At 36.6% G+C, this 20,263-nt stretch carries 19 protein-coding genes and 1 pseudogene; 10 read left to right on the plus strand and 10 right to left on the minus strand.

Features of this window, described 5'->3' with window-relative positions:
* Positions 1-149 precede the first annotated feature (149 nt).
* From porU to ACU8DI_RS09210, 7 genes and pseudogenes are all read left to right on the plus strand, one after another.
* Entirely contained in the window at positions 150-3,992 is a 3,843-nt protein-coding gene (gene porU / locus ACU8DI_RS09180; protein ID WP_447112478.1) for a type IX secretion system sortase PorU, read from the plus strand.
* Positions 3,993-4,057: 65 nt separating this feature from the next.
* A pseudogene (porV, locus tag ACU8DI_RS09185) lies at positions 4,058-5,287 on the plus strand (type IX secretion system outer membrane channel protein PorV).
* A gap of 72 nt (positions 5,288-5,359) precedes the next feature.
* Positions 5,360-5,842 carry a cytidine deaminase gene (gene cdd / locus ACU8DI_RS09190; RefSeq protein ID WP_447112479.1) on the plus strand — a complete coding sequence of 161 codons (483 nt, stop codon included), beginning with the start codon at positions 5,360-5,362 and terminating at the stop codon, positions 5,840-5,842.
* 90 nt (positions 5,843-5,932) lie between these two features.
* Complete coding sequence (gene pdhA / locus ACU8DI_RS09195; RefSeq protein WP_447112480.1) at positions 5,933-6,931, plus strand: pyruvate dehydrogenase (acetyl-transferring) E1 component subunit alpha; 999 nt, start codon at positions 5,933-5,935, stop codon at positions 6,929-6,931.
* A gap of 3 nt (positions 6,932-6,934) precedes the next feature.
* The gene (locus ACU8DI_RS09200) at positions 6,935-8,614 is read left to right on the plus strand and encodes a pyruvate dehydrogenase complex dihydrolipoamide acetyltransferase (protein WP_447112481.1); all 1,680 of its coding nucleotides are present in this window, start codon (positions 6,935-6,937) and stop codon (positions 8,612-8,614) included.
* A gap of 97 nt (positions 8,615-8,711) precedes the next feature.
* Positions 8,712-9,665 (plus strand): M28 family metallopeptidase, encoded by a 954-nt coding sequence (locus ACU8DI_RS09205; protein WP_447112482.1) that lies wholly within the window; start codon positions 8,712-8,714, stop codon positions 9,663-9,665.
* On the plus strand, positions 9,655-10,341 hold the full coding sequence (locus ACU8DI_RS09210) for an SDR family NAD(P)-dependent oxidoreductase (RefSeq protein ID WP_447112483.1): 687 nt from the start codon (positions 9,655-9,657) through the stop codon (positions 10,339-10,341). Before ACU8DI_RS09205 ends, ACU8DI_RS09210 begins: the two co-directional genes overlap by 11 nt.
* Before the next feature lie 3 nt (positions 10,342-10,344).
* On the opposite strand, the gene ACU8DI_RS09215 is transcribed toward ACU8DI_RS09210, so the two are convergent.
* From ACU8DI_RS09215 to ACU8DI_RS09230, 4 genes are all read right to left on the minus strand, one after another.
* Complete coding sequence (locus ACU8DI_RS09215) at positions 10,345-10,641, minus strand: chaperone modulator CbpM (RefSeq protein WP_447112484.1); 297 nt, start codon at positions 10,639-10,641, stop codon at positions 10,345-10,347.
* The gene (locus ACU8DI_RS09220) at positions 10,638-11,540 is read right to left on the minus strand and encodes a DnaJ C-terminal domain-containing protein (protein ID WP_447112485.1); all 903 of its coding nucleotides are present in this window, start codon (positions 11,538-11,540) and stop codon (positions 10,638-10,640) included. The genes ACU8DI_RS09215 and ACU8DI_RS09220 overlap by 4 nt, the downstream gene beginning before the upstream one ends.
* A gap of 77 nt (positions 11,541-11,617) precedes the next feature.
* On the minus strand, positions 11,618-12,085 hold the full coding sequence (locus ACU8DI_RS09225) for a hypothetical protein (RefSeq protein WP_447112486.1): 468 nt from the start codon (positions 12,083-12,085) through the stop codon (positions 11,618-11,620).
* Complete coding sequence (locus tag ACU8DI_RS09230) at positions 12,082-12,909, minus strand: hypothetical protein (protein ID WP_447112487.1); 828 nt, start codon at positions 12,907-12,909, stop codon at positions 12,082-12,084. Before ACU8DI_RS09230 ends, ACU8DI_RS09225 begins: the two co-directional genes overlap by 4 nt.
* A 179-nt stretch (positions 12,910-13,088) precedes the next feature.
* On the opposite strand from ACU8DI_RS09230, the gene ACU8DI_RS09235 reads away from it, so the two are divergent.
* Positions 13,089-13,979: a DUF4349 domain-containing protein gene (locus ACU8DI_RS09235; RefSeq protein ID WP_447112488.1), complete on the plus strand. Its 891-nt coding sequence runs from the start codon at positions 13,089-13,091 to the stop codon at positions 13,977-13,979.
* A 44-nt stretch (positions 13,980-14,023) separates the two neighbouring features.
* On the opposite strand, the gene ACU8DI_RS09240 is transcribed toward ACU8DI_RS09235, so the two are convergent.
* The 3 genes from ACU8DI_RS09240 to ACU8DI_RS09250 all read right to left on the minus strand — a co-directional run bounded on the left by ACU8DI_RS09240 (position 14,024) and on the right by ACU8DI_RS09250 (position 15,881).
* A complete protein-coding gene (locus ACU8DI_RS09240) occupies positions 14,024-14,380 on the minus strand; it encodes a DoxX family protein (protein ID WP_447112489.1) in 357 nt (118 codons plus the stop codon).
* Positions 14,373-15,359, minus strand: coding sequence for a hypothetical protein (locus tag ACU8DI_RS09245; protein ID WP_447112490.1), 987 nt, complete (start codon positions 15,357-15,359; stop codon positions 14,373-14,375). Before ACU8DI_RS09245 ends, ACU8DI_RS09240 begins: the two co-directional genes overlap by 8 nt.
* A 177-nt stretch (positions 15,360-15,536) precedes the next feature.
* Positions 15,537-15,881, minus strand: a complete 345-nt coding sequence (locus ACU8DI_RS09250) for a DUF6249 domain-containing protein (RefSeq protein ID WP_447112491.1) — start codon at positions 15,879-15,881, stop codon at positions 15,537-15,539.
* 139 nt (positions 15,882-16,020) lie between these two features.
* Between ACU8DI_RS09250 and ACU8DI_RS09255 the strand changes: the two genes are divergently transcribed.
* Both ACU8DI_RS09255 and ACU8DI_RS09260 read left to right on the plus strand, forming a co-directional pair.
* Positions 16,021-16,611, plus strand: a complete 591-nt coding sequence (locus ACU8DI_RS09255) for an RNA polymerase sigma factor (RefSeq protein ID WP_447112492.1) — start codon at positions 16,021-16,023, stop codon at positions 16,609-16,611.
* Complete coding sequence (locus tag ACU8DI_RS09260; protein ID WP_447112493.1) at positions 16,592-17,005, plus strand: hypothetical protein; 414 nt, start codon at positions 16,592-16,594, stop codon at positions 17,003-17,005. Before ACU8DI_RS09255 ends, ACU8DI_RS09260 begins: the two co-directional genes overlap by 20 nt.
* Here ACU8DI_RS09260 and ACU8DI_RS09265 read toward each other — a convergent pair whose 3' ends face one another.
* The 3 genes from ACU8DI_RS09265 to ACU8DI_RS09275 form a co-directional block, all read right to left on the minus strand.
* Entirely contained in the window at positions 17,006-18,331 is a 1,326-nt protein-coding gene (locus tag ACU8DI_RS09265; protein WP_447112494.1) for a hypothetical protein, read from the minus strand.
* Positions 18,332-18,391: 60 nt separating this feature from the next.
* Positions 18,392-19,627, minus strand: coding sequence for a DEAD/DEAH box helicase (locus ACU8DI_RS09270; protein WP_447112495.1), 1,236 nt, complete (start codon positions 19,625-19,627; stop codon positions 18,392-18,394).
* A 108-nt stretch (positions 19,628-19,735) separates the two neighbouring features.
* Complete coding sequence (locus ACU8DI_RS09275; RefSeq protein WP_447112496.1) at positions 19,736-20,260, minus strand: nuclear transport factor 2 family protein; 525 nt, start codon at positions 20,258-20,260, stop codon at positions 19,736-19,738.
* Between the last annotated feature and the right edge of the window lie 3 nt (positions 20,261-20,263).

Raw genomic sequence — 20,263 nt, forward strand, 5'->3', positions numbered from 1 at the left:
TCCTCTTTTTTGTACACAATAACGGATTTTTAACCAGTTTATCGATGTATTTTGTCTTTAATAACGATTGAATAAATTAATTATTGTTGTAATTTTGAATAAAAAATTGAGACCTTATAATATCATGAAGGTGTAGACGTTATGTAACTATGAAAGAATTTTTACTATTATTTTCAATATTAACCTCTGTATTTGGTTTTTCACAGCAAAAAGAATTCACAATTAGTTGGGAATCTTCTAAACTATTTGGAACGGCGTCTTCTCAAATAGAAATTCCGTCGTTTGATAAGAATCATTTTAGTTTTACTAGAAATACAGGGTTGCGATTTTTTGCACAATGGGAAGAGTCGTCATACATTGATGAAAATTCTGTAGAGCTGTCACAAGTCACTTATCAAACTATTGCTGTAGCAGATCTCAAAGAACTACCACTTCAAAACTTACCAAAAGCACCAAAAATAACACTTCAGAATGCCATAGAACGCGGGAATATTTCCGCATATTTAGAGATAACGCCAATTATTAAAGATCAAGGGGTTTATAAAAAAATCACGAGTTTTTCTGTGACCTATCAATATGGAAACAATCCAAATAGGTCTGGTGCATCCACTCAAGAAATTACGAATTCCGTATTAAGAACAGGAGATTGGCATAAATTTTATGTAGATAAAACAGGTATCTTTAGACTGAGTAAAAGTTTTTTGAACTCGATTGGCGTAAACACTAATGTAGATCCAAGAACCATTAAGGTGTATGGTAATGGTGGTAGTATGCTTCCAAAAGCCAACAGCGAGTTTTATCCTTTAGACCTTCAAGAAAATGCGATTCGTTTCGTTGGTGAATCCGATGGTGTATTTAATGATGACGATTACATTTTATTTTATGCTGAAGGACCTACAGGGTACAATGCAGATAGTAATACAAACATCAATGCCTATTCTGATAAAGCTTATTTCTTTGTGACTACCAATGGCGGTTTTGGAAAACGTATTCAGCCCTTAAATCAGCCAACAGGTGACAGTACCTTGCAAATCGATACCTTTCAAGATTATCAGTTTTACGAGGTAGATGAGTTTAATATTGCCAAAATAGGAAGACGATGGTTTGGCGACCGTTTTGATATCGAGAATGAAAAATCCTATTCCTTTGAATTTCCAAACCTTGTCACTTCTGAACCGGCATCAGTCAAAGTTTTAGTAGCAGGCGTCAGTGAAACAGCAGGATCTAATATGCAAGTACTACTAAATAACAACCTCGTGAGTACGTTGAATTTTAATCCTATCGATGACCCTGTATTAGCATATGGTCGAACGTATAGTGACGATGTCACCTTGAATTCTGAAACCCTTACAGTCGATTTGGTTTACAACAACAATGGCAATCCTTCTGCACTAGGTTATCTCGATTATATTTCTGTTGAAGCCACACGTCAATTAATTTTTGAAGGCACGCAATTACTTTTTAAAAATAATCAAGTAGCTTCAGAGTCAGGAATTGCTGAGTATACTTTAAGTAATGCTAGCAACGTACAAGAGGTTTGGGATATTTCAGATAAATACAACGTAAAGACTGTTGTGAATAGCGATCAAAGTCAAACGCTCAGTTTTAAAGATGTGGCTGGATCCCTAAAAACATATATCACACTTACGAGTCTTGAATATTTGCAGCCGTCTAGAGATGCCAATACTTCAGTGAGTAACCAAAATATTAAAGGTGAAATTTTCTTAAACAGTCAAGGCGTTTTCGAGGATATTGATTACATCATCGTGGCTCATAATAATTACGTCACTCAAGCAGAGCGTTTAGCGCAAATAAACAGAGAGCAATACAATCTCAATGTTAAAGTAGTGACCTTAAATGAAATTTATAACGAGTTTAGTTCAGGAAATCAGGACGTAGCTGCTATCAGAAACATGGTAAAATATGTATATGATAATGCTAGTAGTCCAGGTAGGCGTCTAAAGTATTTATGTTTATTTGGTGATGCTTCATACGATTATAAGAATAGAATTTCAAATAACACGAATATTGTACCGATTTGGAATTCTGTTGAAAGTTTTAGTTTAACGTCTTCATTTATATCGGATGATTTCTACGGTTTCATGGACGAAAATGAAGGGAATGTCACTAATGGTAGGCTCGATATAGCCGTTGGACGGATTTTGGCAAACTCACCGCAGCAGGCAAAAGAATTGGTGGATAAAATTGAAGGATATTATGCTGCGGAAGCTTTTGGAAGTTGGAGAAATAATTTTTTGACGATTTCGGATGATGTGGACGAAGCATGGGAAAAAGTACTACAAAATACAACGGATGCTATTGGCAATGAAGTTACCGATGAAAAACCATTTATGAATGTAGTGAAGATTCATTCTGATGCATTTCAGCAAGAATCAACATCCAGTGGCGAGCGTTTTCCAAAAGTCAACAAAGCTGTTAAAGATGCGTTAGATGTTGGAGCTCTTGTCGTTAATTATTTTGGTCACGGCGGTGAAGATGGTCTGGCGGCTGAACGAATTTTCACAAAAGTGGATGCTCAAGATGTTCGGAATTTATGTAAGTTCTCCTTATTTGTGACCGTAACGTGTGAGTATACTAAATTCGATAACCCACAACGTCCGACAGCTGGTGAGTATACGTATTGGAACAAAGAAGGAGGTGCGATATCACTCATCACAACGACCAGACAAATTTTTGTGACTGTTGGTGTATCGATTAATGAAAAACTGGGTGAATTCTTATTTAACTTCGGGACTAACGAGAGTATTAGCATGGCCGAAGCCTTGCGTTTAACGAAAAATGATCCTTCCATTGTAGGGATTAACCAGAGGTCTTTAGTGTTTTATATTGGAGATCCAGCCATGAAATTAGCATTTGCGAAACCAGAAGTTCGATTAACGAAAGTTAACGATGTGAATTTAAGTGAATTCAATGAACCGATTAAAGCATTAGATAGAGTCAAATTATCAGGTCAAGTTTACGACACAGCCGGAAATTTCTTAGATAATTATAATGGGATCTTAACAGCTACAGTCTTTGATAAAGAAATCGACAGACAAACCTTAGGTAATAATGGTGTGACGGAGAACGGCTCTTTAATAATTTTAAATTTCAAAACCTTAGGCGAAACCTTATTTAAAGGTCAAGCGACAGTAACGAATGGTGAATTTGAATTTGAATTTGTAGTGCCACGTGATTTAGGCATTCCGGTGGGACCAGGAAAGGTGAGTTTCTATTCTAAACAAGACAATATATTAGATGATAAATCAGGTTCTAATTTTGACCTCCAGTTTGGAGGGATCAATGAAAACGCTGAAGAAGATAACCAAGGTCCTGTCATTACGTTATTCATGAATGATGAGAATTTTGTGTCAGGCGGTATCACGAATGAACAGCCCACCTTGCTAGCGAAGCTTCAGGATGAGAATGGGATCAATACGGCCAGCGGTATTGGGCATGATATCACGGCCATCATAGATGGAGATGAAACAAATCCTTTTGTTTTGAACGATTACTATCAATCCAATGTTGATGATTATCAAAATGGCGAAGTTACCTATCCTTTCAGAGATTTGGAACCAGGATTACATACGTTGACCTTAAAGGCGTGGGATGTATATAACAATGCGTCCGTTTCACAAATAGAATTCGTGGTGCGCGATAAAGACGAGGAATTAGTGATTAGTAATGTTTTAAATTACCCGAATCCGTTTATTGATTACACGGAATTTTGGTTCAGTCACAATAGTTCTGATGTTTTAGACGTTTCAGTACAGATATTCACTGTTTCTGGTAAATTGGTCAGAACTTTAAATGGTCAAACCTCAGGAGGTGGTAAGGTCACTAGCTCGCTATCTAAGGATATTGTTTGGGATGGTCGTGATGATTTTGGAGACAAAATAGGTAAAGGTGTTTATATTTATAAACTAAAAGTGAGATCTAATCGTTTGAATAAACAGGTTGAAAAAATTGAAAAACTTGTCATACTATAATAAAAATTTATATTTGCTTAATATAATCTCTGCAGCTTTGCATTGATATGAACATGAAATTACATATGAAAAAATACATTTTAGCCCTAATTGCACTTACAGTATTTAACCTTAGTAATGCTCAAGAAACAATCACATTTCCAAATTAGTCAACAGTTATAACCACTGGTGTGCCTTTTATGTTGATTGCACCTGATGCTAGATCCGCTGGAATGGGAGATATGGGAGTTGCCACATCGGTAGACGCCTATTCCCAGCAATGGAATGCTGCCAAATACACGTTTTCTGAAGCCAAATCAGGCATCGCTGTGAGTTATACACCATACTTGAGTAAATTGGTAAATGACATATCTATCGCTTATCTTACATACTTTAACCGTATCGATGAAAGAAGTTCATTTGGTTTTAGCTTTAAATATTTTGGGTTAGGTGAAATAGAAATTCGTCCTGACGAGTTTTCAGAGCCATTGATTGAAAAACCGAATGAGTTTACAGTAGATGCGTCCTATTCTTTAAGATTGGCTGATCAATTTGCAATGTCTGTTGCTTTACGATACTTACGTTCAGACCTAAGAATCCAGGCGGTAGATGCGAATGCAAGTGCTGCTGGGTCTTTTGGTGTAGATATCTCTGGATTTTACCAAAGTGAAGAAGAAGCCTACGACAGTTTTAATGGTAGAACACGTTTAGGTTTTGCTATTCAAAATTTAGGGCCTAAAATTAAATATGATGATGGCGGAAGAGAAAACTTTTTACCAACGAACTTGAGAGTAGGAGGTGGCTTCGATTTTATCTTTGACGATTATAATAAACTAGGAATTACGGCTGAGGTAACTAAGCTTTTAGTGCCAACTCCGCCTGTTTTTGGGTTTGTTGATACCAATGGTGATGGCGAACAAACAGCTGATGATACATCAACACCAGATATTGATGAAAGTGAGCCGACTATTATTACAGGTGGACAGTCTAACGATGTTAGTTTCTTGTCGGGTGTTTTTCAATCATTTGGTGATGCACCAGGAGGTTTTAGTGAAGAATTAAAAGAATTTACTTGGGCTTTAGGCGCTGAGTACCTTTACCAAGACTCTTTTGCGTTTAGAGCAGGTTACTTTAATGAAAGTGATGAAAAAGGGGCTAGAAAATTCTTTGCTCTAGGTGCAGGTTTTAAGTATACAACAATTAATATTGACTTGTCATATTTGTTTTCGGCCTCTAAAATACAGAGTCCGTTAGAAAATACATTGAGATTTTCATTGACCTTTAATTTTGGTGATGGAGAATATGATGAATATTAGTAGTCAATAAATAGGATCTTACAAAAAACTATTGTCTGAAAACAATAGTTTTTTTGTCTAAAATAGGTACTGATGAAGCAAGTAAAAATAACGTCGGAGTTAACGGTATATGATGATTTTAATGAATTGCCAAATGACATTATATCCCTTATGGAAAAAGCGAAAGAGGCACGATTAAAAGCTTACGCACCCTATTCGAAGTTTTTGGTTGGAGCGGCTATTCTATTAGATAATGGAGAAGTGGTTATTGGAAGCAATCAGGAAAACGCCTCCTATCCATCTGGATTATGTGCAGAACGAACAGCGATCTTCTATGCAGGCGCTAAATTTCCGGAAGCGAAAATTATAAAAATGGCGATAACTGCAGGCTCAAAATCTAATGGTACTGAGACACCAATTCCACCTTGTGGTGCCTGTAGACAATCGATTGCCGAATATGAAGTGAAACAAGACTTGCCTATTGAAATATATTTCATGGGTACTTCAGGAAAGGTGGTAAAATCAAACTCTTTGGCTAATTTATTACCATTAGGCTTCGATAGGAGTTTTCTATAACGTTTTCGAAAGAAATTTTACGATTTTGGGTTTTTTCATTACTAACTAAAGTGTTACTTTTGTTATTCGTTTAAATAATTAACGTTACCAATGCAAAAAATCACAAAAGAGGTTTACCTCAAATGGTATGAGGATATGCTATTCTGGAGAAAGTTTGAAGACAAACTAGCCGCAGTATATATTCAACAAAAAGTAAGAGGTTTTCTTCACTTATACAATGGTCAAGAAGCGGTATTGGCAGGAGCCTTACACGCTATGGATTTAACAAAGGATAAGATGATCACGGCTTACAGAAACCACGTACAGCCGATAGGAATGGGCGTTGATCCCAAACGCGTCATGGCAGAATTGTATGGAAAGGCAACTGGAACTTCACAAGGTTTAGGAGGATCTATGCATATTTTCTCAAAAGAGCATCGTTTCTACGGTGGGCATGGCATTGTGGGCGGACAGATTCCTTTAGGTGCAGGCATAGCTTTTGGTGATAAGTATCATGATGTTGACGCTGTGACTATTTGTTGCTTTGGTGATGGTGCTGCTCGTCAAGGATCATTACATGAAACATTTAATTTAGCAATGCTTTGGAACTTACCAGTGGTATTTGTCTGTGAGAATAATGGTTACGCTATGGGAACGTCAGTCGAGAGAACTGCAAACCACACAGATATTTGGAAACTAGGACTAGGTTACGAAATGCCTTGTGGACCAGTGGATGGCATGAATCCTATTAAAGTAGCAGAGGCCTTTGATGAAGCCATTCAACGCGCAAGAAAAGGTGGAGGACCAACATTTTTAGAGGTAAAAACATACCGCTATCGAGGACACTCAATGAGTGATGCTCAGCACTACAGAACAAAGGACGAGGTTGAGGAATACAAAAAAATTGATCCGATTACTCAGGTTAAGGATATTATTTTAGAGAATAAATATGCTACTGAAGATGAGATCAAAGCTATTGATAAACGTGTCAAGAAATTAGTGAGCGAATGCGAAAAGTTCGCTGAAGAATCGCCATATCCAGAGAAGAATGTAATGTACGATGCGGTTTATGAGCAAGAAGATTATCCATTTATACAACACAAAATATAAACTATGGCAGAAGTAATTAACATGCCGCGTTTGAGCGACACCATGGAAGAAGGCACTGTTGCTGCTTGGTTGAAAAAAGTAGGTGACAAGGTAGAGGAAGGTGATATTTTAGCTGAAATAGAAACTGACAAAGCGACAATGGAGTTTGAATCCTTTAATGAAGGGACTTTGCTACATATTGGAATTGAGGAAGGTGAAACAGCTAAAGTTGATACACTGTTGGCCATTATTGGTGATGAGGGTGAAGACATTTCCGGACTGTTAGATGGCAATACTTCCGAAGCAGAAAAAGAAACATCTCAAGAAGATGATACCGAAGAATCAGCACCTGAGGCTACGGAAGAAAGTAAAGAAACAGATACTGACGACTCTAAATCTAAATCTTCTGAATCGGACTCAGAAGATGCTGAGATTCCTGAAGGTGTTACTGTTGTGACGATGCCTAGACTAAGTGATACAATGGAAGAAGGTACAGTGGCTACTTGGCTGAAAAAGGTAGGTGATACTGTTGAAGAAGGCGATATATTAGCTGAAATTGAAACCGATAAAGCGACGATGGAATTTGAATCGTTTCAATCTGGAACCTTATTGCACGTAGGCTTGGACGAAGGAGAATCTGCCAAGGTTGATGCTCTTTTAGCAATCATAGGACCTGAAGGCACCGATGTGTCTAATGTTGCTAAGAACTTTAAAGCTGAAGGTGATTCGTCTTCAAAAGCGGAAAAATCAGAAGCTCCTAAAAAAGAAGCATCCAAAGCTGAAGCGCCTCAACCAGCTACTGAAACCAAAAAGGAAACACCTAAAGAAGTAAAGACGAGCACGTCCAACGATGGTCGTATCTTCATATCACCTTTAGCTAAAAAAATGGCTGAAGATAAAGGTATTAACTTGTCTCAAGTTAATGGTACAGGAGAAAATGGTAGAATTGTAAAACGTGATATAGAGAATTTCACTCCAGGAACATCTGCTGCATCTGTTGGGAAATTTGTGCCAATGGGTCAAGAGGATTTTGAAGAGGTCAATCATTCACAAATGCGTAAAGTGATTGCGAAGCGCTTGGCTGAGTCTAAATTTACGGCACCTCATTATTATTTGAACGTGGAGTTTGATATGGAAAATGCGATAGCTTTCCGTCAGCAATTTAATTCCATTCCAGATACCAAAATTTCTTACAACGATATGATTGTTAAGGCTTGTGCCTTAGCCTTAAAGCAGCATCCACAAGTGAATTCACAGTGGTTTGCTGATAAAATGCGCCTGAACCACCACGTTCATATTGGTGTGGCGGTTGCGGTTCCAGATGGTCTGGTAGTGCCAGTTGTTCGATTTGCCAATGAGCAAACCTTACCACAAATTGGCGCTGAGGTTAAAGAAATGGCTGGTAAAGCTAGGAATAAAAAATTGACACCTCAAGAAATGGAAGGTAGTACGTTTACCGTGTCTAATCTAGGTATGTTTGGTATTGATAGTTTTACGTCTATTATCAATCAGCCTAATTCAGCCATACTTTCCGTAGGAAATATTGTAGAGAAACCAGTTGTTAAGGAGGGGAAAATTGTGGTAGGTCATACCATGAAACTCTGTTTAGCCTGTGATCATAGAACGGTTGATGGTGCCACAGGTGCTCAATTCCTTCAAACATTGAAAGGTTATATTGAAAACCCAGTGACCATGTTGGTGTAAAACGCTTATTTAAATACTAAAATAGTTTTAATATTAGAAACCTGAATCGGTAATTTGATTCAGGTTTTTTTATCTTTAAAGTCTAAATTTATATCACATGAGACATATTTTATCATTGCTTGTTTTGTTACTTGTATTCAGTTGTAAATCATCAGGTAACAAGGAGTCCAAAACCTCAGAGGTGACAAGTTCAGAAGTCAAAGACTTAGTGGCCTATTTAGCATCCGATGACCGAATGGGAAGAAATACTGGTACATCTGGTATTGATGAATCTGCTACCTTTATTGAAAATCAGTTGAAGTCTTATGGTGTCAAACCTTATTTTGGCGACAGTTATCGCGATCAATTTAAAGTAAAGGAATTGGATGCGTTTAATGTCGTTGGTTTTATTGAAGGTTCTGATGAAGCACTCAAGGATGAAGTCATTCTTTTGGGAGCACATTACGATCATATTGGCAAGGGTAAAGTTGTGGATGGTGATTCTATAGCCAATGGCGCTAATGATAATGCAGCTGGTACGAGTGCTGTGATGGCAATAGCCAAATATTTCGCCGCCAATAAAAGCAATAAACGAAGTATTATTGTGGCCTTGTTTACGGCAGAAGAAATGGGATTGTTGGGCTCTAAACATTTGGCTGAAAGACTAAAGCAAGACGATGTGAATCTCTATACGATGCTTAATTTTGAAATGATTGGTGTGCCTTTTAAGGATCGCGATTATGAGGCTTTTGTAACAGGCTATGAACTTTCGAATATGGCGGATAAAATAAACGAATATGTTGGTAACAAGCTCATTGGTTATTCTGAAGTGGCTAAAAAGTACAGTTTGTTTAAACGATCAGATAACTATCCGTTTTACCAACAGTTTAATTTGCCTTGCCAAACTATCTCGTCATGTGATTTGACCAACTTTGATTTTTATCATCATGTCGATGATGAAATTGATAAATTGGATTATGAATTTATGGCAAATCTGATAAATAAAACCATACCTGCTATTGAAAAAATGAGCCGCACAGCGACTCGAGAAATTAAGATGTATGAAGAGTAAAAACATCATCATTACTGGAACCAGTAGAGGTATAGGCTTTGAGCTTGTACAATTATTTGCACGTCAAGGTCATCGTGTTTTGGCCTTATCCAGAAATGCAAAACCTATTAGTAACCTTCAGCTTGACACTATCTCAGCATTCGAATTCGATTTGTGTGAGGCTGAAGCCTATAAAAAAGTTGAGCGGTTTGTTTCAGAAGAGTTTCAACATGTGGATATACTGATCAACAATGCAGGGTTATTATTGAATAAACCATTTTCAGAAACCACATTAGCGGATTTTTCCAAAGTGTATCAAACCAATGTTTTTGGTGTATCAGAATTGACACGGGTTATCTTACCTTTTATGAAATCTGATAGCCATGTGGTAACCATTAGTTCCATGGGAGGCATACAAGGAAGTATGAAATTTCCCGGTTTGGCAGCCTATAGCTCCAGTAAAGGCGCTGTCATTACTCTAACCGAACTATGGGCCGAAGAATACAAGGAGACAGGTCCGCAGTTTAATGTTTTGGCTTTAGGTGCCGTTCAAACTGAAATGTTAAAAGAAGCATTTCCAGATTATCAAGCACCAACAACAGCATTACAAATGGCAGAATACATACAAGACTTCGCACTTACAGGGAATAAGTATTACAATGGTAAAGTGCTGCAAGTCTCCAACTCAACGCCTTAATTATTAGAAATCTTCATAACGACGAAGTCGATTTTTAACGGCATTGAGTTCCATCTTTAAGTCTTCAATTTTTTCAAGCATATTGAATACGGTATCAATCCCTTCAAAGTTGAGGTTTAATTCGTTGTGTAGTCGAATCATTTTTTCCAAATTAGCAATGTGATCTTGGTGTACACAGTAGGTCTCCTCCATTGTGACAACTTCTATAAGTCCGTGACTTTTTAATTCATTAAAAAATGTCATCTCAACTTGATAATGTGTACAGAGATCTTTTATGGGTATTAGTTGTGAATCTTTCATGCCGATTTCAATTTTGAGAGTTCCTCAAAAAGCGAACGTTCTTTCTCGGTCAACTTTTCTGGAATTTTAATGTTATAAGTGATGTATAAGTCACCGTATTGCCCGTCTTTTTTATATTTAGGAAAACCTTTCCCTTTTAATTTTACTTGAGTGCCGTTTTGAGTTAATGGTTTTAATTGCAACTTAACTTTGCCGTCAAATGTGTTAACGGTCATATCACCACCTAATATCGCTTTATAAAGATCAAGATCGATTTTTGTGTATAGGTTGTCTCCATCGCGTTTAAAAGACGTGTTGTTACGAATATTAAATTCAATGTATAAATCACCATCAGGTCCGCCATTTCTTCCTTTGCCGCCTTTTCCAGCTATTTTAATGATTTGCCCATTGCTAACACCTGCAGGAATGGTAAGCCGAATATTTTTCCCGTTCACCGTAAGCACTTGCTTTTGGGAGGTGTAAACATCTCGGAGCGTCAGCTGTAATTGGGCATTAAAATCTTGACCTCGAAATTTAATAGGTCCTTGACGATTGCTGCGAGAAAAGCCACCACCAAACATGCTCTCAAAAAAATCGGAGTAATCGCCATCTTCAAATCCAGCTGATTGCTGATATTGTTGTTGTGATTGTCGCTGCTGCTGTTGCTGCTGCTTAGCTTGTTCGTAGGCGTCACTGTGTTCCCAGTTTTCGCCATAGGTGTCATATTTTTTGCGATTTTCAGGATTGCTCAAAACCTCATTGGCTTCGTTGACCTGTTTGAACTTGAGCTCAGCTTCTTTATCATTAGGGTTTAAATCTGGATGATATTTACGCGCTAATTTGCGATAAGCTTTCTTAATGTCGGTTACTGACGCGTTTTTGTCAATTCCTAATATTTTATAATAATCGATAAAAGCCATATCGTTATGCTGTTTGATTTTCTATTTTGGTTCTTAGTTGTTCTACTAATTTAAGGTATTCTATGGGAAATATCAATTCACTTTATAAAATGAATGGATCTAGAAATTTGTGTGGTACCATCCATGTCAATATAAGCACTACTAATAATAGCTATGATAGAGTCTTTTACGGTTGCTTCGCTTGTAGTTACAGTGTATGTTAGCTGTATCATATCCTGCATGGGTTGTAATGGCTTTTCCTTTTTCTTGGCTTGGATGTTCGAAATTTTAAATCCTTTAGGATATTTTAAGGCTGTTAAGCTATCTATTATATAGGTGTTAAGTTCATCATCAATAGTGTTTCTAAACTCCGGATGATCATTTTTCAACTGTATAAGATCAACATATTCCTCAAGTTTTTGAATGCTGTAGTCTTCCGCAGAAAATGGCGCATCCATAAAATCAGATTTAGATTCCTCAAGCATCTTAAGGTCTGTACTCTTTTCGAGATTATCCTTACAAGACCAGAACATTAAGAAGCACAATATGTAGATAATAGGTCTCATTCAATACTAAATTTTAAGGTGGTTATTTGATTGTTTTTAGAGTGCTTATCTAATATTTTAATACGCTTTAAAGCTTTCGTAGGAATGGTTAATAAGCGTACAAATTCATCCTTAGAATAGACTTCCACACCAATATTATGACTGTAAAGTCTGTAGATCTGAGCGTCATCATGAATGAGCTGCTCAAGTTTTGATTTGTGCTTGGACCAATCTTTGATATTGCCGTGGGTATAATACTCTAACATTAAGGCATAAACGTCGCTAGTAAGCTTCACTGTTTTATTGTTGTTGTGGTCAATGCTTCTTATGATGGTATCCGTCTTGTGGTAGGGAGACGACACTACAAAAGTGATGGCATCCTCTCGCGTCTTGTAATTAAAACAACCGAGGCTATCGGTTTTAAAATATAGAGGCGACTCACCTTCTTTTAGAATTTTGATGTCAATAGGTTTGTTTATTGACGATGAATAGGAGAGATCATCCACAAAACAAAACTCGAAAGTGTTCTTGGATTTCATGGTCACAAAAAAAACGACAATGACTGGAAGGAGCATGACGAGCCACGGAAATTTTCTTTTTGAGTTGGTTGTGGGATTAAAAACATGGTTACTTTTAAAGACATGCCAATTGTCAAAACCAGCATAGGCACTTAAAAGATGAAGCATGTCTATTCTTGGTAATTTGTTCGCATTATTCTTAAAATACGTATAGAACCATTTTTCACTCACTTTGGCATTGACGATAGCGCTTAAATCTTCTTGAAACAAAACGATTGTTTCGCCATCCCAATCACTAAAGTTATTTGGTGCACTATGCGTTTCCAAAAATTTAGAACGCACGGCATTTTTTAAACTTTCAAAGTGATATGACTGTTCTGGATTCAATTGACTATTACCTGTTTAGTAGGTTGTAAATTAATTTACCAAAGCTTTACAAGCCCTTTACAAAGGCTGCTCCAACTCGGTATCTAAATTCGTGACATAATCATTAAAAATATAAAATTATGAAAGCAATCTTAGAGAAATCAACAATTAAATTACTCATCTTCCTTTTAGGGCTTACAGCCATATCGGCTTGTCAGGAAAACGGTTTATATAAAGAAGAAGTTTCGGTGTCAAGTGTAGCGTTGCAAGAGGACTATAATGCTTTGAGTTTACTGGAAGACCAGGAGCAGGAAAAACACATTCAAACAGGTATGGCTACGAGCCAAATTCCGAAGGATATTAAGATTATTAAAACCGCATCTGCACGTTATAAAGTAGACAATGTAAATCACACCACGAAAAGCATCAAAGTCATGGCTCAGAAATACCATGCTTATATATCTGAATTACGGTTTGAAAACAATCTTTACAAGAAAGAGAACCGATTTACGATTAAGGTGCCTCAAAATTATTTTGATGTGATGATGGACTCCATTGGAGCTATTGTGGAATTTGTTGATTATGAAAACATTACAACCAAAGATGTGACCGAAGAATATATGGATATTCAATCGCGTTTGGAAACCAAAAAAGAAGTAAAACGACGTTATGAAACGATACTTCGGAAAAATGCTGAAACCGTTGAAGATATTTTAAAGACCGAAGAAAAATTACGCCTCATTCAAGAAGAAATTGAAGCAGCTGAAGGCCGACTAAACTATTTAACTCACAAAGTGTCTTATAGTACAATTCAAATAGATTTGTATGAAACTGTTGCTTATCAAGAGGAGCCAGAAAGCTATTCAAAAACCTTTTTGTCTAAAAGTAAAGAAGGTTTGAGTTTTGGTTGGAATTTGATCGAGAATGTCATTATCGGACTTTTCTATTTCTGGCCATTGATTCTTGTAGGAATTGTGACGGTTCTTATTATCAGAAGAAAAATCAAACAACGACAATCACCTACCACATAAGTTGAAATTTGGGTTTGGAACTTTTTGGTTAAAAACAGAACGTTTCAGCTAAGATAGGTCCAAGCCCAATACATTAGAGCAAACTGCAATGGAATCCGGAGAATGAGTATCCATTTTGGAATGCCAGCACCTGCTTTTTCACTCGAAAGCATATAGAAATGCACCAGCAGAAATATTAAAAGCATCGCTATAATACCATAAATGGCTAATGATCTCGTTGAAGCGAATAGTAAACCAATGCCTAAAATCACTTCAGCAAAACCGCTTAAATATACTAGCAATTTATGATTAGGTAGATATCGTGGCATAATTCGCATATACATTTTTGGCTTGACAAAATGCATTAGTCCAGCCAGAACGTAGATGATTGCCATAAGGTATAAGTGCCACGGATTAGTCATCTTTATAACGATTAAAATTTAACCCAACACCATAATTTTTTAGGTTTGAGCGTAATAAACTCGATTCGATACCATTTCCTTGCTTAAATTGTACCCATTCGTTACCATTGATAAAAACCCGCCTAATATAGGTCTTGTGCGCGTCAATCTCATTAGTAAAGGGTAACAACGGTCTGAAGTTGGTTGGTATTTTTACAACACCATTTTTGGATTTAATTTCTTTATATTTTTTATTAGGCAATAGTTTGCCATTATCGTCAGTGTAACCTAATACTTGCAGCGAGACAAAAAAGCCGTCGTCTGGGAAAAATAAGTCGTGTTCAGTAACATCGAGCTCGAAAGTATCACCATTTTTCTCTGTAGCTCTAAAAACAATATTGGTATAGGTCATAACATCTCCTGGGTAACCATTATCATTCTTATAAAATTTCACTTTGAATAAGGTTGAGAATTTTCGTTTATCAGCATTGGCACGTTTTCTTTTTTTCCAATCTCTGGATTCCAGTGTGATAGGAAAAATGACAGAAGTGATTTTTTTTAATTGCTCATCATTATTATCAAAAAACACAGCGATCTCACTTTCAATGGTGGGAAGCCAACATTTGTAATAGTCATCATCGAGATAAGGTTTAAGAGTCTCCTCTTTAAATTTTCTATCTACAATAACATTTACAATAACTTCATCCAACTTATCGGCCTGCATCTGCATTGGGATGGTTTTGGGTAATTGGTTGGTTGCAATTGACACATCTTTATAACCAAGTGCAGAAATGTATAGTGTATCTACGTCTGAATAAAGTTTTTTTGTGAAAATAAACACACCATCGTCATCAGCAAATAAACCTTGTCCGTCACCAAAAGAAATGGTAGCGTAAGAAACAGGATAGCTAGTGTCGCTATCAAGGATTTGGGTTTGTGCGATTCCGACATTTAGGCACAAAAGACTTAATATGGTGATGTAGGTTGTTTTTAGGTACATGACGTAGCTATGAGTGTTATAAAACTTAAAGATACATAATCTAGTTTAGAGTGCGATGACATTTACCAATATAGGATTGAGTGTCTCATATTTAATATTTCTTTAATTGATTGGAACAAAAAAACCGCTAACATCGTTAGCGGTTTCATTAGTGATTGATTAGCGATTTGTTGGAAGTTACTCTTTGTCTAAATTCTTGGTCATGGTAAAGCCTACAAAGAGTCCGATTCCTGCCATTAAAAATATGGTGCCTGGATAAGCGACATCTTCATCAACTCCAAGACTGTAATCTAAGATGGAAGCGATAAAAATACCCACACCTATACTCATTAATAAGAGTGCCAGATTTAAGATGAGCACTTTCCAAATGGGTGCAGTATGAGACTTGCCACGCATGAATATGCTAGCATCTGCTCCTTTTTCAATGAGCGCAAGTCGTTCCTTGTTGCGTGTTGATAGATACAGGTAAACCATTCCGAAGATGGCTAGAAAAAAGCTGAGTGGTATAAGTAGTTCTTCCATAATGTTGTTTTTTAATTGATTAATTTTATGTGTTCTGAGCTTATGACGACGAGTTTTGAATTTTGGTTACACTTTTTATGAAAAAAGTTTTTTGCAATTGGTGTAACCAAGTCGTGTAAGGTGTCGTCAAAATGTAAAAATGACCACCAACAACGATCAAATACTCATCAATCAAATTATCGATGGCCAAACGAGCGCCTTTTCGGCATTGGTTGATAATTACAAAGATTTGGTGTTTACTTTGGCACTGCGTATGCTCAAAAATAGAGAGGAAGCAGAGGAGGTGGCGCAAGACACATTTGTTAAGATTTTTAAATCGTTAGATACGTTTAAAGGTGATTCTAAATTATCGACTTGGATTTATAAAGTCGCATATCATTCCTGCTTGGATCGTATTAAGAAAAACAGGAAATTTATGAACGATGTTGAAATCAATGCGTTTACAGAGCATCAAGTAAAAACTATTGACAATGCTTTGGAGCGCATGGAGATAAAGGAGCGAGAAGAAGCTATTGCGAACTGTATCGATCAATTACCAAGTGAAGATAGTTTTTTATTAACCTTGTATTATTTTGACGATTTGTCTTTGGAGGAAATATCAAAAATTGTTGGAATTTCGGCAAACACCATTAAAGTAAAATTGTTTAGATGCCGAAAAAAACTGGCAACTATTTTAAAACAGCAATTGGAACCTGAAATATTAGAGTATTATGAAAGAGAACGCAGATAAAAGCCTTGATAACTTAACCCGTAAGTTGGTAGGTAAAGCCTCTTTGGAGCAGCCCTCCTTAGATTTTACGCAACGTGTGATGTCTGAGATTTTAGCTTTGAAAAAATCTAAGGTAACAACGTATGTACCTCTTATTTCAAAACGTGTGTGGGTGTTTATTGCTATTGGTGTTGCCACAATTGTTGCCTATGTTGCCTTTGGTACTGCGGAAATGGATAGCTCATGGATGACTCGATTAGGTTTAGAGCACTATGCTGATTACAGCGTTAAGAATCCAATGGAAGAGGTGAAACTCTCTCAGACTTTAATCTACACTTTAGTTTTATTTGCACTGATGATTTGTATTCAAGTCCCGTTGCTAAAGCGCTATTTTGATAACCGATTAGACACCTAATTACTTGAAGTGCCAAAAGGGAATATGAGCGACTTTCCAATAGCTCGTGTCTTTGTCTTTTGGGTCAATTGCCATGCGATTGACTTTCAGTAAGTGCTTGCCTTCGGCTAGATTTTTAGTGCTTAAATAGGTTTCAAAGCCTAATTCTTTCGTTTTACTTCGAGACACGATAAAATCTGAAGGATAGCTAATACTATCGATAGAGACACCATAAATCTGATTGAAAGTTTTAATGTATTCCAGCTTTGTACTGTCATTGATGAATTTTGTGGACCATTCAGAATTAACGTTAATTTCACTTCCAAATCCTCGTTGGTCTTCTTCTGGTTGTAGCGATGGGTTTAATCTGTAAATACGATTCTCTACATTTTCAGAGAACACAATAAAGACCTTCACAAAATGCTCGTCTATTACTTTAGATTGAATAGCGACGTCGTCAATATATTCCTTTTCACCCACTAATTCGTTTTCATAATTTTTAGGGTTAGCGTAATAGCTGCTAGACCTATCATTAAGCTCAAAATAATTGGAGGTTTTATATTTAAATGAGGTTAAAAGTAAGATACCGAAGTACACAGGTATCAGTAAAAAACTTAAGCGTTTTCCGAATTTATTATCTAAAAAATTATAAACCAAAGGTCTGTATAAAAACGATAATGTAATAAAACTAAAGACCCAATAAATAGGGAAGTAGAGTTTGGAAAGCCATTTTTTCTTTTTGAGAAAGCCTTGTGTGATAAAGTCTACAAAGGTGATAAGCATCCCAAAAATGAGGAATATGATTAAGCTAATCCCTATAAATTTAGACAACCATGAGGGGAGCGCATCATTATCTATTATATAGCGGCCAATTAATACAATGGTCACCAGAGTGAATGTAAACGCTAAGACATAAAAAATGAGTAGAAAGGATACCGCAAATATGATACTGCAGTAATTTTCTAGTGTGGCAATATACTTATCAAATGAACCAACACGTTTGCGGAGATAGCGATCAAATTTTTCACTATAATTAAGCTTTTTGTAGTCAATATCACCTGATACATAGCGCAAACCCAAAGCACCAATCCATAAACCGCGCAAGAGCACATGAAGCAATAAGTTGAAGAGTAAAATACCTGCAGATACTAAAATGACAGCATAAAAAATAAACGACACAATCATTTGCTCGTTTTGGGCCTCTTTTAATTGATTGGAAATGGCCTCTAATGAGGTAAATAAACCGTATATGGCAAACCCAGAGATAATAAGCTCTAGTTGCCAGCTTTCCTCTTGCAGACGTTTTAGAAGTTCTTTAAATCCAGCCTTTTTGTAATCGTTGTTCATCTGTAAGTTTACAATACAGATTTAAATATACTGACTTTTAGAATATAATAGCACAAATAATTAATACCATCGTTTCTTTTTCTTCTTGGAAGCCTGACTTTTACGGCCTTTTTTATATTTGCTTCCTTTTTTCTTGTGAACGATAGGTTTTGCCTTTGGATCTAAAGGATACGGATGGTTTTCTGCGATTGGAATTTGAACATTAATCAATTGCTGAATACTTTTGACATAGGTCTTTTCATCTGCTGAACAAAACGAATAAGCATGTCCTAAATTCTCAGCACGTCCAGTTCTACCAATGCGGTGAACATAGGTTTCAGGAACGTTGGGTAAATCAAAGTTGATGACAGCATCTAAGGCGTCTATGTCAATCCCACGAGCAGCAACATCTGTTGCTATCAGAATAGTTACTTTGTTACGCTTGAAATCTGCCAAGGCATTTTGTCTCTCAGTCTGAGATCGGTCGCCATGCAAACGTTCGGCATTATAACCGTTCTTCAATAAGGTTTGGTGCAATTTATCGACGCCAAATTTTGTACGTCTAAAGATAAGAATACTTCCTTTTATTTCGTTGCGTAACAAATGAAGACACAATTCAATTTTGTTGCGTTTCGGCACATAATACAAAACCTGACTTACATTTTTTGCTGCAGATGAGGTGGGTGTTACTTCAATGCGTTTTGGTGATTTAAGAATGTCATTCGCCAGCTGCTCTACTTTGTATGGCATGGTGGCAGAGAATAGCAGCGTTTGTTTAGATTCTGGACAAAGACGTTCAATCTTCTTAACATCATCAATAAAGCCCATATCCAACATTAAGTCGGCTTCATCTAATACAAATATTTCGATGTAGTCTAAATTGATTAGATCTTGTTTGTGAAGATCTAATAACCGACCAGGTGTTGCAACCAATATATCTATCCCTTTTTCTAAAATATCCTTTTGTGGCTCTATGGATGTGCCGCCAAAAATCACAGCAGACCTTAAATTGGTATGTTTGCCATAAGTGCTGAAATTTTTTGCAATTTGAATGGCCAATTCTCGCGTCGGACTTACAATTAAAGCACGAATTTTTTTACCTTTTTTAGGGGCATCTTGTCGATCAAACAATAACTGCAAAATAGGCAGTGCGAATGCAGCTGTTTTACCTGTACCTGTTTGAGCAGACGTAATAACATCCGTATGCTCTAATACAATAGGGATGGTTTGTTCTTGTACTAAGGTTGGTTCATCGTAACCTGCCTCGGCAATAGCTCTTAAAATGGGTTTGTTGAGTTTTAAGTCCTTAAATGACATTCAAATAATTTTAAGCAAAGGTATGGTATTTTAATGACAAAAATCTTTTGAAATGCCAAGTTAACCTTGCAGGTATGCGTGTTTGTGTCCCACCTCTAAGGGACCTGTTTAATTTAAGAATTTATCAAAGTCTGTGATGCTATAAGCTTTGTCGAAAGCTTCTTTACCAATGGTATCAAACGCTGTAGAATCATAGTCCATTAAAATCTTCCAAACCTTATTTTCTTTTACTAAAATAACATGAAATTGGCCGTAATAATGTTGTTCGTTTTCTTTTCCTTTGTTAATCGTTAGTCTATACACACCTCTTTCACTTGCTATAGATTCGTCATGCAGGCGCTCGAAAAAACGTAAGGCAATATGATTAGTCCGTTGATTCGCTTTATTACTTGCAAATTGCCTTCTGTAATTATTGATATAGTTGTCATAGTCTAAAATGCGATTCCCACCTGAAATTCTGATGAGATTTTTAGAATGTATTTCTGCCATGATGGTCTCATCCAAATTCGCAAAAGCGTCATAGAATTTTTCCCAAACTTGATTCACAGCTTTGAGACTCGTTTCTGTTTGCGCATGAATAGACACGTTGGTGGTGCACAAAAAACAGATGGTAAGTATAATTTTTTTGAGCATAAT

Source organism: Psychroserpens sp. BH13MA-6 (genome assembly GCF_052983595.1).

What these genes read in the sequence shown, in the direction of transcription:
- ACU8DI_RS09275 (WP_447112496.1), bottom strand. Translation starts at nt 20,260, where the DNA reads ATGCTCAAAAAAATTATACTTACCATCTGTTTTTTGTGCACCACCAAC.
- ACU8DI_RS09210 (WP_447112483.1), top strand. Translation starts at nt 9,655, where the DNA reads ATGAAGAGTAAAAACATCATCATTACTGGAACCAGTAGAGGTATAGGC.
- ACU8DI_RS09205 (WP_447112482.1), top strand. Translation starts at nt 8,712, where the DNA reads ATGAGACATATTTTATCATTGCTTGTTTTGTTACTTGTATTCAGTTGT.
- ACU8DI_RS09250 (WP_447112491.1), bottom strand. Translation starts at nt 15,881, where the DNA reads ATGGAAGAACTACTTATACCACTCAGCTTTTTTCTAGCCATCTTCGGA.
- porU (WP_447112478.1), top strand. Translation starts at nt 150, where the DNA reads ATGAAAGAATTTTTACTATTATTTTCAATATTAACCTCTGTATTTGGT.
- ACU8DI_RS09245 (WP_447112490.1), bottom strand. Translation starts at nt 15,359, where the DNA reads ATGTACCTAAAAACAACCTACATCACCATATTAAGTCTTTTGTGCCTA.
- ACU8DI_RS09220 (WP_447112485.1), bottom strand. Translation starts at nt 11,540, where the DNA reads ATGGCTTTTATCGATTATTATAAAATATTAGGAATTGACAAAAACGCG.
- ACU8DI_RS09200 (WP_447112481.1), top strand. Translation starts at nt 6,935, where the DNA reads ATGGCAGAAGTAATTAACATGCCGCGTTTGAGCGACACCATGGAAGAA.
- ACU8DI_RS09270 (WP_447112495.1), bottom strand. Translation starts at nt 19,627, where the DNA reads ATGTCATTTAAGGACTTAAAACTCAACAAACCCATTTTAAGAGCTATT.
- ACU8DI_RS09240 (WP_447112489.1), bottom strand. Translation starts at nt 14,380, where the DNA reads ATGACTAATCCGTGGCACTTATACCTTATGGCAATCATCTACGTTCTG.
- ACU8DI_RS09265 (WP_447112494.1), bottom strand. Translation starts at nt 18,331, where the DNA reads ATGAACAACGATTACAAAAAGGCTGGATTTAAAGAACTTCTAAAACGT.
- ACU8DI_RS09215 (WP_447112484.1), bottom strand. Translation starts at nt 10,641, where the DNA reads ATGAAAGATTCACAACTAATACCCATAAAAGATCTCTGTACACATTAT.
- cdd (WP_447112479.1), top strand. Translation starts at nt 5,360, where the DNA reads ATGAAGCAAGTAAAAATAACGTCGGAGTTAACGGTATATGATGATTTT.
- ACU8DI_RS09225 (WP_447112486.1), bottom strand. Translation starts at nt 12,085, where the DNA reads ATGAGACCTATTATCTACATATTGTGCTTCTTAATGTTCTGGTCTTGT.
- ACU8DI_RS09255 (WP_447112492.1), top strand. Translation starts at nt 16,021, where the DNA reads ATGACCACCAACAACGATCAAATACTCATCAATCAAATTATCGATGGC.
- ACU8DI_RS09260 (WP_447112493.1), top strand. Translation starts at nt 16,592, where the DNA reads ATGAAAGAGAACGCAGATAAAAGCCTTGATAACTTAACCCGTAAGTTG.
- ACU8DI_RS09235 (WP_447112488.1), top strand. Translation starts at nt 13,089, where the DNA reads ATGAAAGCAATCTTAGAGAAATCAACAATTAAATTACTCATCTTCCTT.
- pdhA (WP_447112480.1), top strand. Translation starts at nt 5,933, where the DNA reads ATGCAAAAAATCACAAAAGAGGTTTACCTCAAATGGTATGAGGATATG.